The 15,936-nt window shown below is 71.8% G+C and carries 16 protein-coding genes and 2 tRNA genes; 12 read left to right on the plus strand and 6 right to left on the minus strand.

Annotated elements, in window-relative coordinates; genetic code table 11:
* Positions 1-38 precede the first annotated feature (38 nt).
* The 4 genes from EU555_RS37050 to EU555_RS17360 all read left to right on the plus strand — a co-directional run bounded on the left by EU555_RS37050 (position 39) and on the right by EU555_RS17360 (position 3,725).
* Complete coding sequence (locus tag EU555_RS37050) at positions 39-476, plus strand: hypothetical protein (RefSeq protein ID WP_245524342.1); 438 nt, start codon at positions 39-41, stop codon at positions 474-476.
* Positions 477-905: 429 nt separating this feature from the next.
* On the plus strand, positions 906-2,606 hold the full coding sequence (locus EU555_RS17350) for an ArnT family glycosyltransferase (RefSeq protein ID WP_205820951.1): 1,701 nt from the start codon (positions 906-908) through the stop codon (positions 2,604-2,606).
* Positions 2,607-2,635: 29 nt separating this feature from the next.
* Complete coding sequence (locus tag EU555_RS17355) at positions 2,636-3,394, plus strand: glycosyltransferase (RefSeq protein WP_135416554.1); 759 nt, start codon at positions 2,636-2,638, stop codon at positions 3,392-3,394.
* 4 nt (positions 3,395-3,398) lie between these two features.
* Positions 3,399-3,725, plus strand: a complete 327-nt coding sequence (locus EU555_RS17360; protein ID WP_135416254.1) for a lipid-A-disaccharide synthase N-terminal domain-containing protein — start codon at positions 3,399-3,401, stop codon at positions 3,723-3,725.
* Positions 3,726-3,738: 13 nt separating this feature from the next.
* On the opposite strand, the gene EU555_RS17365 is transcribed toward EU555_RS17360, so the two are convergent.
* Complete coding sequence (locus EU555_RS17365; protein WP_135416256.1) at positions 3,739-4,047, minus strand: hypothetical protein; 309 nt, start codon at positions 4,045-4,047, stop codon at positions 3,739-3,741.
* Between the two features lie 127 nt (positions 4,048-4,174).
* Here EU555_RS17365 and EU555_RS17370 point away from each other — a divergent pair, with 127 nt between their 5' ends.
* Complete coding sequence (locus tag EU555_RS17370; RefSeq protein ID WP_135416258.1) at positions 4,175-4,768, plus strand: pyridoxamine 5'-phosphate oxidase family protein; 594 nt, start codon at positions 4,175-4,177, stop codon at positions 4,766-4,768.
* A gap of 384 nt (positions 4,769-5,152) precedes the next feature.
* Here the strand turns inward: EU555_RS17370 and metC are convergent, their stop codons facing one another.
* Positions 5,153-6,340 carry a cystathionine beta-lyase gene (gene metC, locus EU555_RS17375; RefSeq protein ID WP_135416260.1) on the minus strand — a complete coding sequence of 396 codons (1,188 nt, stop codon included), beginning with the start codon at positions 6,338-6,340 and terminating at the stop codon, positions 5,153-5,155.
* Positions 6,341-6,601: 261 nt separating this feature from the next.
* Between metC and EU555_RS17380 the strand changes: the two genes are divergently transcribed.
* The 4 genes from EU555_RS17380 (at position 6,602) to EU555_RS17395 (ending at position 10,908) form a co-directional block, all read left to right on the plus strand.
* Complete coding sequence (locus tag EU555_RS17380; RefSeq protein ID WP_135416262.1) at positions 6,602-7,624, plus strand: amino acid ABC transporter substrate-binding protein; 1,023 nt, start codon at positions 6,602-6,604, stop codon at positions 7,622-7,624.
* A gap of 70 nt (positions 7,625-7,694) precedes the next feature.
* Positions 7,695-8,906 carry an amino acid ABC transporter permease gene (locus EU555_RS17385; RefSeq protein WP_245524343.1) on the plus strand — a complete coding sequence of 404 codons (1,212 nt, stop codon included), beginning with the start codon at positions 7,695-7,697 and terminating at the stop codon, positions 8,904-8,906.
* Positions 8,907-8,914: 8 nt separating this feature from the next.
* A complete protein-coding gene (locus tag EU555_RS17390; RefSeq protein ID WP_135416266.1) occupies positions 8,915-10,072 on the plus strand; it encodes an amino acid ABC transporter permease in 1,158 nt (385 codons plus the stop codon).
* A gap of 20 nt (positions 10,073-10,092) precedes the next feature.
* Positions 10,093-10,908 carry an amino acid ABC transporter ATP-binding protein gene (locus tag EU555_RS17395; RefSeq protein WP_135416556.1) on the plus strand — a complete coding sequence of 272 codons (816 nt, stop codon included), beginning with the start codon at positions 10,093-10,095 and terminating at the stop codon, positions 10,906-10,908.
* Between the two features lie 102 nt (positions 10,909-11,010).
* On the opposite strand, the gene sseA is transcribed toward EU555_RS17395, so the two are convergent.
* Positions 11,011-11,856: a 3-mercaptopyruvate sulfurtransferase gene (gene sseA / locus EU555_RS17400; protein ID WP_135416267.1), complete on the minus strand. Its 846-nt coding sequence runs from the start codon at positions 11,854-11,856 to the stop codon at positions 11,011-11,013.
* A gap of 506 nt (positions 11,857-12,362) precedes the next feature.
* Here sseA and EU555_RS17405 point away from each other — a divergent pair.
* Positions 12,363-12,587, plus strand: coding sequence for a hypothetical protein (locus EU555_RS17405; RefSeq protein ID WP_135416269.1), 225 nt, complete (start codon positions 12,363-12,365; stop codon positions 12,585-12,587).
* Between the two features lie 78 nt (positions 12,588-12,665).
* Here the strand turns inward: EU555_RS17405 and EU555_RS36225 are convergent, their stop codons facing one another.
* Positions 12,666-12,842 carry a DUF1328 domain-containing protein gene (locus EU555_RS36225; RefSeq protein WP_048431004.1) on the minus strand — a complete coding sequence of 59 codons (177 nt, stop codon included), beginning with the start codon at positions 12,840-12,842 and terminating at the stop codon, positions 12,666-12,668.
* Positions 12,843-13,060: 218 nt separating this feature from the next.
* Positions 13,061-13,136, minus strand: a tRNA-Asn gene (locus EU555_RS17415).
* Positions 13,137-13,387: 251 nt separating this feature from the next.
* Between EU555_RS17415 and EU555_RS17420 the strand changes: the two genes are divergently transcribed.
* Positions 13,388-13,461, plus strand: a tRNA-Cys gene (locus EU555_RS17420).
* 152 nt (positions 13,462-13,613) lie between these two features.
* Here the strand turns inward: EU555_RS17420 and EU555_RS17425 are convergent.
* A complete protein-coding gene (locus EU555_RS17425; RefSeq protein WP_135416273.1) occupies positions 13,614-14,837 on the minus strand; it encodes a class I SAM-dependent methyltransferase in 1,224 nt (407 codons plus the stop codon).
* Between the two features lie 17 nt (positions 14,838-14,854).
* Between EU555_RS17425 and EU555_RS17430 the strand changes: the two genes are divergently transcribed.
* Positions 14,855-15,508, plus strand: coding sequence for a protein-L-isoaspartate O-methyltransferase family protein (locus EU555_RS17430; RefSeq protein WP_135416275.1), 654 nt, complete (start codon positions 14,855-14,857; stop codon positions 15,506-15,508).
* The last annotated feature ends 428 nt before the right edge of the window (positions 15,509-15,936 follow it).

Below are 15,936 nucleotides of genomic sequence, written 5' to 3' on the forward strand. Positions count from 1 at the left end.
ATCGGCCGCCGGCGGCGTGTCGCGGGGATGTGTGGCGTATGCGTAACCTGTCGGGCCAAGAGGACGCCATCAACCAAGCAGGCGCCACCAAGGGGAGAACCGCCGCGGGCGGGACCGTGGTGGCGTTCCGGCGCCGGGAGCGGCCCGCGCCGGTGGAGCACGAGCTCGCGCCGAGCCCGCGGGTCGCCGCCGCGCGGCGCGACCAGCGCAGCCTGATGGACACGGTCTACGAGGCCGGCACCCTGCCGGTGGCGGCGGGCGACCGCGAGACCAAGCTCATCGCCTCGCGCCTGCTCGTCTACGGCTTCCTCACCATCGACGAGGTCGGCGAGGACGGCGCCACCCGCCGCCTGCGCCCCTCCGAGGCGGTCCGCGCCGGCCGCGAGCGCCCCTGGCGCCTGTCGCGGGCCTCGCGCGGGGTCAGCCTCTCGGTGCCGATCCCGGCGGTGGACGGGTTCCTGTTCGAGATGGCGTGAGTCTGATCAGGGTTAACGCCAATGGCCGGGCCCGCGCGCCGGATCCGACACCCTGTGTGTCGTCGCGGGGCCGCGGAGCGGAACCCGGGATGCCGCAAAGACCGTTGACTCCGCCGGGAGGCGGGGTGAACCGCGTCCGAGGTGCCCGGCAAGCCCGCCGCCCCCTCCGAGGGAATTCTCCAACGCAACCGGAAGCCGGCTGCTCGCGGGACCGCCGGTGCACCTTGCCGGGACCGGCACCGAGATCTGGCCGCGCACGCCTCCACGCCCCCCGCGAAAATTGACTTTCCGACCCGGATCACCGACACGGGCGCCCGCCGCGACCGGTGCCGGTCGGGTGGGCCGGCGCCGCGGGCGTCGGAATCCCCGGTTCGGAGCAGTGCATTGACGAGCCTTGCCGCCGGGCGCCGCCCCGGCCGCGCCGCCTCCATGGGCGCCCGAGTGGGTCGTCTCGCGGAGCGCCTCCTCGATCTCGGGGCGCGCAGCCACGGGGCGGCCTGCGCGCTGCTCGTCGTCCTCGCTCTCGTCTGCTTCCTGCCGGGCTTTTCCTCGCTCCAGCCGATGGACCGGGACGAGCCGCGCTTCGCCCAGGCCTCGAAGCAGATGCTCGAGACCGGCGACCTCGTCGACATCCGCTTCCAGGGCGAGGCCCGGCACAAGAAGCCGGTCGGGATCTACTGGGCCCAGAGCGCGGTCGTCGCCGCCGGCGAGGCGCTGGGCGTTCCGGGCGCCCGCACGGCGATCTGGCTCTACCGGCTTCCGTCCCTCGCCGGCGCGGTCGCCACGGTGCTGCTCGGCTACTGGGCGGCGCTCGCCTTCCTGCCGCGGCGCCAGGCTTTCCTCGCCGCCGCCCTCGTCGGCGCCTCCGTCATGCTGTCGGCCGAGGCGCGGCTCGCCAAGACCGACGCGCTGCTCACCGCCTGCGCGGTCGCCGCCATGGGGGCGCTCGCCCGCGCGTGGCTGGGGCGGGCGGGCGCGGCCCGGCTGCCGAATGCCACGGTCCTGACCTTCTGGCTCGCGGTCGCGGCCGGCATCCTGGTCAAGGGGCCGATGGTCCCGCTCTTCGCCGGGCTCGCGGCCCTCTGCCTCTCGGTCCTCGCGCGCTCCGGCGCCTGGCTGAAGGCCCTGCGGCCGGGCCTCGGCCTCGTCCTGGTGCTGATGCTGGTGGCGCCCTGGTTCGTCGCCATCACCCTCAAGAGCGGCGGCGCCTTCTACGGCGAGGCGGTCGGCCACGACATGCTCGGCAAGGTCGGCACCGCCCAGACCCAGCACTGGGCGCCGCCCGGCACCTACCTGCTGGTGATCTTCGCCACCTTCTGGCCCGCGGCGGCCTTCGCGGCGATGGCGGTCCCATTCGCCTGGGCCCGGCGCCGGGAGGACGGGATCGCCTTCCTGATCGCCTGGGTGCTGCCGTCCTGGCTGGTCTTCGAGGCGGTGCCGACCAAGCTGCCGCATTACGTGCTGCCGCTCTGCCCGGCCCTGGCGATCCTCGCCGTCACGGCGGTCGCCCGCGGGGCGGTCCACCGCGACCGGCCGGGGGCGCGGCTCGTGGCGCTCCTGGTGCCGTTCATCCCGGCCGGCCTCACCGTCGGCCTCTGCGTCGCCGCCTGGCGGCTCGACGGGGTGATCCCGTGGGCGGGGCTGCCGCTGCTCCTCGCCGCCACCGCGGTGGCGGTCCTGGCCTGGCGCGCCTTCGTGGACGGCTTGCCGGAGCGGGCGCTCGCGGTCGCGGTGCTCTCCGGCGCGCTGCTGGGGCCCGCGGTGTTCGGGCTCACCCAGCCGGCGCTCGCCGCCCTCAAGGTCTCGCCGCGGCTTGCGGCCTTGCGCGACGCGCTGCCCTGCCCGGGGCCGAAGGTCGCGACCCTCGGCTACCGCGAGCCGAGCCTGGTCTTCCTGATCGGCACCGACCTCGCGATGCTCGATTCCGCCGAGGAGGCCGCCTCCTTCCTCGGCCGGGGCGGCTGCCGCCTCGTCTATGTCGAGGACCGCTACGCCCCGGCCTTCGCGGCGGCGACGGCCGCCGGCGCGACGGCCGCCGGCGCGGCGCCACGGCCCGCCGGCCGGGTGACGGGCTTCAACATCAACGGCGGCAAGCCGGTCGGCCTGTCGGCTTACGCGGTGACGCCGTGATTCGAGATCCGCACGAGAACGCCCACGCCATGCCGGACGAGACCAGGGCGGAATCCGGGGCGGTCCGCCTCAGCGTCGTGGTGCCGGTGAAGAACGAGGCCGGCAACATCGCCCCCCTCGTCGCCGAGATCGCGGCGGCCTGCGCGCCCCTGCGCCCGTTCGAGATTCTCTACGTCGACGACGGCTCGACCGACGCCACCCCGGCGGCGCTCGCGGCCGCGCGGGCCCGGCACCCGGAATTGCGGGTGCTGCGCCACCGCCAGAGCTGCGGCCAGAGCGCGGCGGTGCGCACCGGCGTTCTGGCGGCGCGCGGCGAGCTGGTCGCCACCCTCGACGGCGACGGCCAGAACGACCCGGCCTTCATCCCGGCGCTGGCGGCGGCCCTCGCGGCGGCGGGGCCGGGGGCGGGGCTGGCGCAGGGCCAGCGGGTCGGCCGCAAGGACGGGCGGCGGAAGATGATCCAGTCGCGCATCGCCAACGGGGTGCGCGGGCGCATCCTCAAGGACGCCACCCGGGACACCGGCTGCGGCCTCAAGGTGTTTCGCCGGGCGGTGTACCTGCGCCTGCCCTATTTCGACGCGCTCCACCGCTTCATGCCGGCCCTCGTCGCCCGCGAGGGCTTTTCCGTCGTCCACGCCGACGTGATCGACCGGCCGCGGCTCACCGGCCGGTCGAATTACGGCCTGTTCGACCGGCTCTGGGTCGGCATCCTCGACCTCGCCGGGGTGTGGTGGCTGATCCGCCGCCGGCGCCGGGTCCCGGAGGTCGTGACGGCGGAGACGGAGTAGCCCGATGGTCGCGGACATCATGCACGGGCTCGGCGCCTATTTCTGGTCGCTGTTCACCGGCCCGCTCGACCTCGTGCTGCTGGTCGGCCTCGTCGGCCAGGGGCTGTTCACCGCCCGCTTCCTCGTGCAGTGGATCGCCAGCGAGAAGGCGGGGCGCAGCGTGATCCCGCTCTCGTTCTGGTTCCTGTCCCTCGGCGGCTCGGCGGTGCTGCTCGGCTACGCGCTCTACCGGCGCGACCCGGTCTTCATCCTCGGCCAGAGCCTCGGCACGGTGATCTACCTGCGCAACCTCGCCCTCGTGTTCCGCGAGCGGCGCGCGGCCGGCAAGTAGGCCGGCAAATCGGTCAGAACAGCCCGGCGCCGATCCCGGGCTCGCGCCGCGGCGGGTAGCCGTAGGGGCCGGTCGAGACGCCGTAATAGGGCAGCACCGGCGCGTAGCCGAAGCCGAGGAGCGGGCGGGGCGGGGGCCCGGCCAGGATCACCTCCGCCTCGAGCGCGACGGCCGGCGGCGGGGGAGGCGGCGGTGCCCAGCCGGCCGAGACGCCGGCCCCGCCGCGCACCGCGATGCCTGGCGGCATGTCGGCGGCCACGGCCGGCGCGGCGGCGAGGGCAGCCAGCACGGGCAGCCAGGCCGGCAGGAGGCGGAGCGTCATGGGGGCAGAACCTCGGGGCGGATCGTCACACTGACAAGCTTTGCCGGGGCATCCCGGTTCCCCGCATCCTGACCTAGATTGGTGAACGAACCGGAGGCCGCGCGGCCTCCGGACCGGCGGACCGCCCATGACCGAGCTGCCTGCGTTCTACGACGACCTCGAGGGCTGCCTCGCCGAGGCCTGGCGCCGGCTGGAGGAGGGCGCCGCCCACCAGAGCGGCTTCCACGCCCCGGCGCTGGCCACGATCGGCCGCGACGGCGCCCCGCGCCTGCGCACGGTGGTGCTGCGCGGGGTCGACCGGGCCGCCCGCACCCTGCGGGTCCATTGCGACGCCCGCTCCGACAAGGCGGCCGAGATCGCCGCCGATCCCCGGGTGGCGCTCCACGCCTACGACGCGAAGGCCAAGCTCCAGGTCCGGATCGAGGGCGCGGCCCGCCTGCACGGCCAGGACGCGGTGGCCCGCGCCGCCTGGACCGCGTCGCGGCCGATGAGCCGGATCTGCTACGGCACCATCCCCGGTCCCGGCACGCCCCTGCCGGCCGGCGGCGCCTACGCGCTGCCGCAGGACGAGGCGGCGGCGGAGGCGGGCTTCTCGGAGTTTCGCGTCGTCGTCCTGACGGCGGCCCGGCTCGAGTTCCTGTATCTCGCCCGCCAGGGTCACCGGCGGGCCTCGTTCACCTGGGACGGGGCGGGGGCCTCAGCGACGTGGCTGGCCCCTTGACGCGCTCGCCCGCCACGCGTCGCGGCCTCAACGCCGGCCGGCGCTCCGGCACGACGAGCCAGTTCGGCAACGCCGGCAGCACGTTGGCGGCCGAGCCGTTCCAGCGCGCGGCCAGGGTCTGGCGGCTCTGCGCGTCCATCTCGCGGATCTTCAGCTCCAGGAGCTTTCCTGGATCGGCAGGGTCTGCATCTGCGCCTGTGCCGGAGACGGTGCCGGATGGAGCTCAGACCGTTCCGCTGCCAGCACCAAGCTCAACGCTTTAGACTGAAGCGTGTCACCCTCACGCGGGCCGCAGGCCCGTGCGGGATCTTCGATCGCCACGACCCCTCTCCCATATGGGAGAGGGGAGGCGCGCTTTACTGTTCACGGATCAATCAAGATACCTCAGCTCGCCGCCCGCAGCCGCGCGAACCCCGCCTCGAGGTCCCGCGTCAGGTCGTCGAGATCCTCCAGCCCGACCTGGAACCGCAGGCCCGGCCCGCCCGGGGCCCAGGGGGTGGCGGTGCGGTAGGGCGCGCAGTTGAACGGGATCACCAGGCTCTCGAAGCCGCCCCAGGAGAAGCCCATCCCGAACAGCTCCAGCCCGTCGAGCATCGCCGCCACCGCGGGTTCGGGGCAGGGCTTGAGGATGATCGAGAACAGGCCCGAGGATCCCAGGAAGTCGCGGGCCCAGATCGCGTGGCCGGGATCCTCCGGCAGGGCCGGGTGGAGCACCCGGGCGACCTCCGGCCGGCCCTGGAACCAGCGGGCGAGCGTGAGCGCCTGCTCGCCGTGCTCGCGCAGGCGCAAGGGCAGGGTGCGCAGGCCGCGCAGCGCCAGGAAGACGTCCTCGGCGCCGGCACACATCGCGAACTGGTCGAAGGTCCGCCGCAGGGCCGGCCAGTATTTGGCATTGGCCGAGGTCAGGCCGAGCAGCAGGTCGGAGCCGCCCGACAGGTACTTGGTGCCGGCCTCGATGGCGATGTCGACGCCGCGCGCGTGGGGCGGGAAGAGGAGCGGCGTCGCCCAGGTATTGTCCATCAGCACGCAGGCGCCGCGGGCGTGGGCGACCTCGGCGATGGCCGGGATGTCCTGCATCTCGAAGCTCTGCGAGCCCGGCGCCTCGGTGAGCACCGCGGTCGTGTTGTCGCGCATCAGCTCCGCGATGCCGGCGCCGATGGTGGGCTCGTAATAGGTGGTCTCGACCCCGAAGCGCTTGAGGAATCCGTCGCAGAAGACCCGGGTCGGGCGGTAGGCGGAATCGGTCACCAGCAGGTGGTCACCGGCCTTGAGGCAGGAGAGCAGCCCGACCGTGACGGCGGCGAGGCCGGACGGGGTCAGCACCGTGCCGGCAGCCCCCGCCAGCTCGGTCCAGGCGCTCTCGAGGGCGCGGATCGTCGGCGTGCCGGCGGTGCCGTAGGTGTATTCCGCCCGCCGGTTCTGGAGCGCGTCGTAGCTCTCGAACAGCACGGTCGAGCCGCGATAGATCGGGGTGTTGACGAAGCCGTGCTGCTGCGACGGGTCGCGGCCGGCATGGACCAGGCGGGTGCGGGTGCCGAGGCGGCTCTTGTCGCGGGGCGGGGTGATGCTCATCGGGCCTCTGGCGTGCCAGGATCGTGAAGGATGCCGGGGCGACCACATCCCGGCCCGCCCGGCGCCGTCAAGCCTCAAGCCGCGACACCGTTGCATCGGCCACAACCCCGGCGCTGCCCCGCCTACGCTGTTCGTCTACAGAGCCAACCCCTTGACCGGGCAATCCGCTTCGCTTGGAATGCCTCTTGCTTAGGCAGCATCTGTGCTTGGACAAACGGGCAGCGGCCGAGGGCCGCAACCGGAACGGGAGACGCATACCGCATGAAGACGATCGTCGCGGCCCTGGCCTTCGGGCTCGGTGCCACCCTGCTGGCGGGCGCCGCCCAGGCGCAAGGGACGCTGAACAGCATCAAGCAGAAGGGCTACCTCTCCTGCGGCTCGAATCCGGGCCTGGCCGGCTTCGGCGTGCCGGACGCGCAGGGACGCTGGACCGGTCTCGACGTCGATTTCTGCCGGGCGCTGGCCGCGGCGATCTTCAACGACGTCACCAAGGTCCGCTTCATCCCGCTTTCGGCCAAGGACCGCTTCACGGCGCTCCAGTCGGGCGAGGTCGACATCCTGTCGCGCAACACCACCTGGTCGATGTCGCGCGACACCACGCTCGGCCTCGACTTCCCGGCCGTCAACTTCTACGACGGCCAGGGCTTCATGGTGAAGAAGAAGCTCGGCGTCACCTCGGCCAAGCAGCTCGACGGCGCCTCGGTCTGCACCCAGCAGGGCACCACGACCGAGCTGAACCTGGCCGACTACTTCCGGGCCAACAAGCTCAAGTACGAGGTCGTGGCCTTCGCCAGCGCCGACGAGACCTTCAAGGCCTACGATTCCGGCCGCTGCGACGCCTTCACCACCGATGCCTCAGGCCTCTATGCCGAGCGCCTGCGCGCCTCGGCGCCGGACGACAACATCGTGCTCCCCGAGATCATCTCGAAGGAGCCGCTCGGCCCGGCGGTCCGCCAGGGCGACGCCCAATGGGCGGACATCGTCCGCTGGACCCACTACGCGATGCTCAACGCCGAGGAGGCCGGCATCACGCAGGCCAATGTCGACCAGATGGTGAAGTCGTCCGACAACCCTGACGTCAAGCGCATCCTCGGCACCGAGGGCAAGTACGGCGCCGATCTCGGCCTGACCAACGACTGGGCGTACCGGATCATCAAGCTCGTGGGCAACTACGCCGAGGTGTTCGAGAGGAACGTCGGCCAGGGCTCGCCGCTGAAGATCCAGCGCGGCGTCAACGCCCTGTGGTCGAAGGGCGGCCTGCAATACGGCCCACCGATCCGCTGATCTCCTGACGACGCGGCGCCCGGGGATGCCCCGGGCGCCGTCCCTCCACCACAGACGCGAGCAGCCCCCCTTGCCGACGCAGCTTCCGGCCGACGCGCCCTCCGGCCCGCCCCGGGTCTCGCCCCTCTACGATCCCCGCATCCGCGGGGCGGCCTACCAGATCCTGCTGCTGCTGGCGGTGGGGGTGGTGGCCTGGATCGCGATCGGCAACGCCGCCGAGAACCTGCGCAACGCCCGCGTCGCCTCGGGCTTCGGCTTCCTCGGCAACACCGCAGGCTTCGACGTCAACCAGACGGTGATCCCCTTCGCCGCCGCGACCTCGACCTACGGCACCGCCTTTCTGGTCGGGCTCACCAACACCCTGATGGTCGCGGTGATCGGCATCGTGCTGGCGACGATCCTGGGCTTCACGGTCGGCGTGGCGCGGCTGTCGCCGAACTGGATCGTGCGCACCCTCGCCACCGTCTACGTCGAGGTGCTGCGCAACATCCCGCTGCTGCTGCAATTGCTGTTCTGGTACGTGGCGGTGCTGGCGAGCCTGCCGGCGGCGCGCGATTCCTACGCGCTCGGCACCTCCGTCTTCCTCAACCAGCGCGGCCTGTACCTGCCGAAGCCCCTCCTCGCGGCGGATGCCTGGGCGCTGCCGCTCGCCCTCGTCATCGGCATCGTCGGGACCCTCGCGTTCCGCGCCCACGCCAGGCGCGAGCAGGCCAGGACCGGCCGGCGCCTGCCGGTTCTCGCCGTCGGTCTCGCCCTCATCCTCGGCCTGCCGCTCCTCGCCTACGGGGTGCTGGCGCTCATCGGCATCGCCCCGGTCGCGCTCGACTTCCCCGTCAAGGGCACGTTCAACCTGCGCGGCGGGATGCAGCTCTATCCGGAATTCGTCGCGCTGGTGGTCGGGCTCACCGTCTACACCGCCGCCTTCATCGCCGAGGTGGTGCGGGCCGGCATCCAGGCGGTCAACAAGGGCCAGACCGAGGCGGCCCGGGCGCTCGGCCTGCAGCCCGGCCCGACGATGCGGCTGGTGGTGATCCCGCAGGCGATGCGGGTGATCGTGCCGCCGCTGACCAGCCAGTACCTCAACCTGACCAAGAACTCGTCGCTCGCCGTGGCCATCGGCTACCCGGACCTGGTCCAGGTCTTCATGGGCACGGTGCTGAACCAGACCGGCCAGGCGGTCGAGGTGGTGGCGATCACCATGGCGGTCTACCTGACCATCAGCCTCGTCACGGCCTTCGCGATGAACCTCTACAACCGGCGCGTCGCGCTGATCGAGCGGTGAGGCCCGAGATGACTGCCGGCTCCCAGCCCCTGCCGCTCTCCTTCGTCCGCCGCGAGGCGGTGCCCGCCGCCCCGGCCCCGGCCCTGGTCAGCGGGCCGCTCGCCTGGCTGCGCCAGAACCTCTTCTCCAGCCCCGCCAACGCCGTGATGACGCTGGCGGCGCTCGCGGTCATCGCGCTGGTGGTGCCGCCGCTCCTGCGCTTCCTGGTGCTCGACGCGGTGTTCACCGGCGAGAACCGCGATGCCTGCCGGCCCGAGGTGGTCGGCCGCCCGGTCGGTGCCTGCTGGGCCTTCGTGGGAGCTAAGATCAACTACTTCATCTACGGCTCGTACCCGATCGAGGAGCGCTGGCGGCCGAACGTCGTCTTCGCCCTGATGGCGATCGGGGTCGGGTGGATGCTGTGGCTCGACGCGCCCAAGCGCGCACTCGGCGCGCTCTACTTCTTCGTGGTCTTCCCGGTCGCCTCCTACCTGCTGCTCTCCGGGGTGCCGGCGCTCGGCCTGCCCTACGTGCCGACCGCGCTCTGGGGCGGGATGCTGGTGACCCTGATCGTGTCGCTGGTCGGCATCGTGGCGTCGCTGCCGCTCGGCATCCTGCTGGCGCTCGGGCGGCGCTCGCGGCTGCCGATCGTGCGGCTGTTCTGCGTCATCTTCATCGAGTTCTGGCGCGGGGTGCCGCTCATCACCGTGCTGTTCATGGCCAACGTGATGCTGCCGCTGTTCCTGCCCGGCGACGTCACGGTCGACCGGCTGGTGCGGCCGCTCGTCGGCATCGCGCTGTTCTCCGCCGCCTACATGGCCGAGACGGTGCGCGGCGGCCTGCAGGCGATCCCCCGCGGCCAGACGGAAGGGGCGATGTCGCTGGGCCTCAGCCCCTGGCACCGGATGCGCCTGATCATCCTGCCGCAGGCCCTGCGCATCGTGATCCCGGGCATCGTCAACAGCTTCATCGCGCTGTTCAAGGACACGAGCCTCGTGTCGATCGTCGGCATCTTCGACTTCATCCGCACGATCGAGTCGGCCCGGGTCGATCCCGCCTGGGCGGCGCCGACCGTGGTGATGACCGGCTACGCCTTCGCGGCCCTGTTCTACTTCGTCTTCTGCTTCGGCATGTCGCGCTATGCCCGCTTCGTCGAGCACCGGCTCGCGGCGGGCCAGACACGGTGATCCCCATGACCGCCTCTCCCATGACCGCCTCCCCCTCGCCGCTGCCGGAGGCCGATCCGGACCTCGCGCCCCGCAACACCTCGGCGGCCCGGCTCGCCAGCGCGCCGACCGCCGTGTCGCTGGAGCGGGTCAACAAGTGGTACGGCGCCTTCCACGTCCTGCGCGACGTCGACCTCAGCGTGCGCAAGGGCGAGCGGATCGTGATCTGCGGCCCCTCGGGCTCCGGCAAGTCGACGCTGATCCGCTGCATCAACCGCCTGGAGGAGCACCAGGCCGGCCGCATCGTCGTCGACGGGATCGAACTCACCAACGACCTCAAGCGGATCGACGAGATCCGCCGCGAGGTCGGCATGGTGTTCCAGCACTTCAACCTGTTTCCGCACCTGACCGTGCTCGAGAACTGCACGCTGGCGCCGATCTGGGTGAAGAAGATGCCGAAGGCCGAGGCCGAGGCGATCGCCATGCAGTACCTGACCCGGGTGAAGATCCCGAACCAGGCGCACAAGTATCCGGGCCAGCTCTCCGGCGGCCAGCAGCAGCGCGTGGCGATCGCCCGCTCGCTGTGCATGGCGCCCAAGATCATGCTGTTCGACGAGCCGACCTCGGCCCTCGACCCCGAGATGGTCAAGGAGGTGCTCGACACGATGGTGGGGCTGGCCGACGAGGGCATGACCATGCTCTGCGTCACCCACGAGATGGGCTTCGCCCGCCAGGTCGCCGACCGGGTGATCTTCATGGACGAGGGCCAGATCGTCGAGTCGAACACCCCCGAGACGTTCTTCCGCTCGCCCCAGCACGAGCGGACGCGGCTGTTCCTGAGCCAGATCCTGCATTGAGGGTGAGGGCGGGGCGCTGGCGTTGGGGTCGGCGATTCCCCGCACTCGTCAGAATAGGATGCGGGATCCCCTCTCCCAGGTGGGAGGGGGGTGAAGACGGCGCTACGACCGCCCGGTCGCGACCGGCAAATCCTCCCGCGCGCCCCATTCCGACCATGAGCCGTCGTAGAGGGCCCGCGGCGGGCGGCCGAGGGTCTCGAGGGCGATGCCGACGATCGCCGCGGTGACGCCGGAGCCGCAGGTGGTGACCACCGGCCGGTCGAGGTCGATGCCGGCCCGGGCCACCGCCTCCCGCAAGGCCGCCTCGTCCTTCAGCCGGCCGTTCTCCTGGAGCGCCGCATAGTGCAGGTTCAGGGCCCCCGGCATGTGGCCGGGGCGCACGCCGGGCCGGGGCTCGGGCTCCTCGCCGGCGAAGCGGGCGGGCGAGCGGGCATCGACCACCTGGGCCTGGCCGGAGAGCGCCCGCTGCACGTCGCCCAGGTTGGCGACCGCCGAGTGGTCGAGCCGGGCGGTGAAGTGGCGCCGGTCGCGCGGGCGCGCCTCGCCCTCCTCGACCGGGTGCCCGCCCGCGACCCAGGCCGGGAAGCCGCCCTCGAGCACCGCGACGTCGCGGGCGCCGAACGCCTTCAGTGTCCAGCGCACGCGGGGGGCGGAGAAGAGGCCCATCCCGTCATAGACCACCACCGTCATGCCGTCGCCGATGCCCATCTGGCGCATCCGCGAGGCGAAGGCTTGGGCTGAGGGCAGCATGTGGGGCAGGGCGCTTCCCTCGTCGCGCACCGCGTCGATGTCGAAGCGGACGGCCCCCGGGATGTGGCCGGCCAGGAACTCGGCCTCGGCATCGCGGCCCATGGCCGGCAGGTACCAGGAGCCGTCGAGCACGACGATGTCGGGGGCCGCGAGCCGCTCTGCGAGCCAGTCCGCCGTGACGAAGGGGCCGATCGACATGCCTGTCTGTCTCCGAGGAAGGGGCCGTCGGGAAAGGGGATCCGGGGCCCATCCGGTGCATTCTGCCCGATTTCCGGGCGCCGCCGCCACCCTGCCGGGCGCGAAAGCAGCGTCCCGCAGGCAGCGACCATCGTCGCCGGCCCGGCCGGGACCGGCCATCCTAACGCATGATAACGAGGGGGCGGCTGCGCCCGCCTAGAAAGGAGCGTCGCCACCCCGCGAGAGGCCGGACAGATGCTCCGCCGCGTATTCCACGACCCGCGCCGACCCCGCGCCGCATCTGGCACACCCCTTGCGAGGCTCGCCGCACTGCACCCGCCGTGTCCACTCTCCCTTGCACGGCCGGGCGTGGTCGACGGGCCAGGCAGTAAGACTCCGAGGGCTGCCTGGCCCGCCCGTCCCCGGCGATGCACCGAAGCGAGGATCCGCGCGGCGATACCGTCGCGCGCCTCCGGACGTCGCCCCGCTGCCGCCTCGGCCCCACGCGCGTGACAGGGAGGATTGCGATGAAGCCCACGGCTCGCTTCGAGTGGCCGATCCGTCCCGACAGGATCGAGGTCTCGTCCATCGGCTACCTCGCCGCGGCGATCCTCTGCGCCGACCTGCGGGCCGCCCGCGCGGCACAGGACGCTCCGCGATCGGCGACCGTGCACCGGCTGGTGCCGCGCCGGGCACGGCCGAGGCCCGCCTTCGCGCCGGCCGACGGGATGCGGCGCGCGGCCGAGGCCTGAGGGCGTCCCATACGAAAAGGGCGGCCCTGATTGGGCCGCCCTGCACCGGGGCGGGCCGGGCCCGCCGAACGGCGCGCGTCAGATCCGGGGCGAGCGGCCGCGCATCAGGCCGAAGATCGCCGAGACGGCGAACAGCACGATCGCCACGAAGAACACGATCTTGGCCGCCTCCATGGCGGTGCCGGCGATGCCGCCGAAACCCAGCAGAGCAGCGACGAGGGCGACGACGAGGAAGGTGATAGCCCAGCCGATCATTGGAGACTCCCGTATCGAAGGCTGCTGGATTGCTTCGCGGCGACGTGCAGAGAAGCGTTGCAGCAAGTTGAACGAGAAACAGCCGGACAGGCCGACAGGTTCCGACGATTTTTTCGGATGAAACGCGGCAACCATCCGTGCTGCATGGCGGCCGGGCGGCGCACAGGGCAACGCGGCCGTGGCGAGCGGCGGCAGCGGGCGGCGATGGGCGGGAGGGTTGGCTCCCCGAGCAGGACTCGAACCTGCGACAAGGCGATTAACAGTCGCCTGCTCTACCAACTGAGCTATCGGGGATCGCGGCGGGACCTCTACCCAAGGCAGGCAGGGGGCGCAAGGGGTTTTTGGGCACGCCCGGGTTTTTCGCGAGCCGGCTCATCAGCGTCGCACGTCGCCCGCTTTTGCGGCCGGATCCCTGTTGCGGAGCCGGGGCGGGCTCTGCTAATGAGCCGTCGTCCCCGGGTTGTCCGCCCGATGCCGGGGAGACGGCGCGGCCGGCCCTTCGAGCCCGGCCCGCCCGATCGTCGGCCCGCATGGCCGGCCCGGATGGCCTCGTGGCGGAGTGGTTACGCAGAGGACTGCAAATCCTTGCACCCCGGTTCGATTCCGGGCGAGGCCTCCATCTCCTTCTCCGAGCGACCGAGCGGATCCGCCTCAGAGCCGTGTCCGTGCCCGGTCAGGGCCGGGCGGTGGCGCCGATCCGGCCCGCCATCCCGTCGATCCGTGGCGCGGCCGGTCGTCGCGAGCAGCCCGGCGGCGCAGGACTGCGCCCCGTCAGCGACGGTTCGGCCTCGCTCCGCGGATCGCCTCCAGGAAATCGGCCGCGTCGCCGAGCTTCATATCCCGGTATAGCGTGCGTATGCTGTCCAGATCGTTCGGAACGGCATCGAACTCGCTGATGATGGATGTGTAGTTCCGCCTGAGGATCCTCGACCGCGGATTCAATCCGCGCACGACGACGAGGCCCGTGGGGTAGCAGTTCAGGAAGTCCAGCTCCAGATCCGGGCGATACTTCTTCAGGATGGGGATCAGCTTCCAGACATCGCCGGTCCACCAATGGCGGAATGGAAGCGCCTCGCTCTCGACGGCGGCCTGCTGCATGTCGCGAGAGATCATGATGTCGTTCAGCGGGAGGCAATCATGCATCGCGATGATCGAGTCCTTCCGGCAAACGGCTTCCGTATTCATGAAATCGCGAAGTAGAAATTCGTACAGATGCATGCCGTCGAGAAACGCGAGATCGATCCTTGAAAACATCAACTTGAATTTATTTTTCGCGAAAAACTTATCGCTCGACGTCTGATACAGATAAATCCTGCGCTTGCCGGCAGCGACATTGCACGATAGGGCAAAATAGGGGTCAACCCCTATGCCTTCCAGGCAGGTGATGGCCTGGAAATTGTCTCCTCCCGACACTCCGATCTCAAGATATCTTCTGCAACTGACCAGTCGCGAGAGTTCGCCCAGGACGTCTTTGTAGTCCTTGCCGGTGTGCAATTCAGGGATGAAATCGTCGCGATCCACTGCACGCACTCCGGCACGAACACAAGACAGGCTCGTCTCTGCCAACCGGTTCGTATGGATACGTGAGCCCTCGCGCAAGCGCCGCCGGGGCGAGGCACCGCAGCCCCGCGCGGCGTCTCGCGCCGGGAGAGGGCGTTCGCCTGGGCGGTCACCGGAGGCGCCGCCGGCGCGGCCGGGCCTTCGGGGGAGCGCGCGCCGGCTTTCCGGCGGGCGGGATCGCCGGGGCCGGCCGGCGCGACCGTCCCGGAGGCCGTTCGGGCACCGGCCGGGCAGGTTTTTCCGCCGCGTGCGCGGTTGATCGGGCGCGATCGACAAGAACAGGCGAGGTCGCTCGGCTCGTCGACGTCGCGACCGCGCAGCAGCCCGGCGTTCGGGCCGCAACCCGGTCCTGCCCGGATCCTTGCCTTTTGGCCGGCGATCCACCACAACCGCGTCGCCCGGCGGCTTGGCCGTCGCGGCTTGGCCGTCGCTCAAGCTCTCCAGAGACGTTCATGCTCGACTACGCGCAAGCGCGCCGCCTCATGGTCGATTGCCAGCTCCGGACCTTCGACGTGACCGACATCGCGCTCCTCGACGCGTTCGACGCCGTCCCGCGCGAGCGGTTCCTCCCGGAGGACCGGCAGGCCTTCGCCTATATCGACCAGTCCCAGGCGGTCGGGAGCGAGGACGGCGAGACCCGGTACATGCCGGCCCCGATGGTGCTGGCGCGCCTGATCCAGGCCCTGGCGCTCAAGCCCGGCAACCGCGTCCTCGAGGTGGCCGCCGGCCTCGGCTACGGCGCCGCGATCCTGCGCCGCCTCGGCGTCGAGGTCGTCGCCCTCGAATCGCTTCCCGGCCTCGCGGCCGCCGCGCGCGCACGGCTGGGTGCCGGCGTCACCGTCGAGGCCGGCCCGCTGGAGAAGGGCGCGGCCGGCCACGGCCCCTACGACGCGATCCTGGTCAACGGCCAGGTCGAGCAGCGCCCGCAAGCCCTCCTCGCGCAGCTCGCGGATGGCGGGCGGCTGGCCTGCGTCCAGGGGCAGGGCCGCCCCGCCAAGGCGACCCTCTGGGTGCGCTCCGGCGACGCCTTCGGGTCGCGCCCGCTCTTCGACGCCACCCTGCCGCCCCTGCGCGCCTTCGCGGTCGAGGCCGGCTTCGCGTTCTGACCGGCCGGGTGCGGCAGCGCACCCGGCCCGCGGCCGGCGGGCGGAATTCGCTTGGCCGGCCGTCCCCGGCGGCCGGGCCGGCGCCGGCTTCGGTCCGGGACCGACCAGCGCGGCGGCCGCGGGCCCGGGCCGCGCCACACCCCCGGAAAGACTTCGTTTACCAGGACGTTGCAGGGTCCCGGCACTCCACCGCGGCCGGACGCCGGGGCGGGCGCGAATCGCGCCCGCAGGCCGGATCGCACCTCCTCGCCGCCCGCCAGGGACCTGTCGCTTTTTTGCGGCACTGATGGCCAAACACCGTCATCCACCGCGCAGGGGCCGTGCCCCGGGACGCGCCCTCGGCTAAGGTCACGCTCGAGGTGGGCACAGCGATATGACGAACCGGTTCCGCCGCCCGCGGCGCAGAGCCGGTCGATTGTGGGCTAGCC

This window comes from Methylobacterium nonmethylotrophicum, from assembly GCF_004745635.1.
GTDB lineage: Bacteria > Pseudomonadota > Alphaproteobacteria > Rhizobiales > Beijerinckiaceae > Methylobacterium > Methylobacterium nonmethylotrophicum.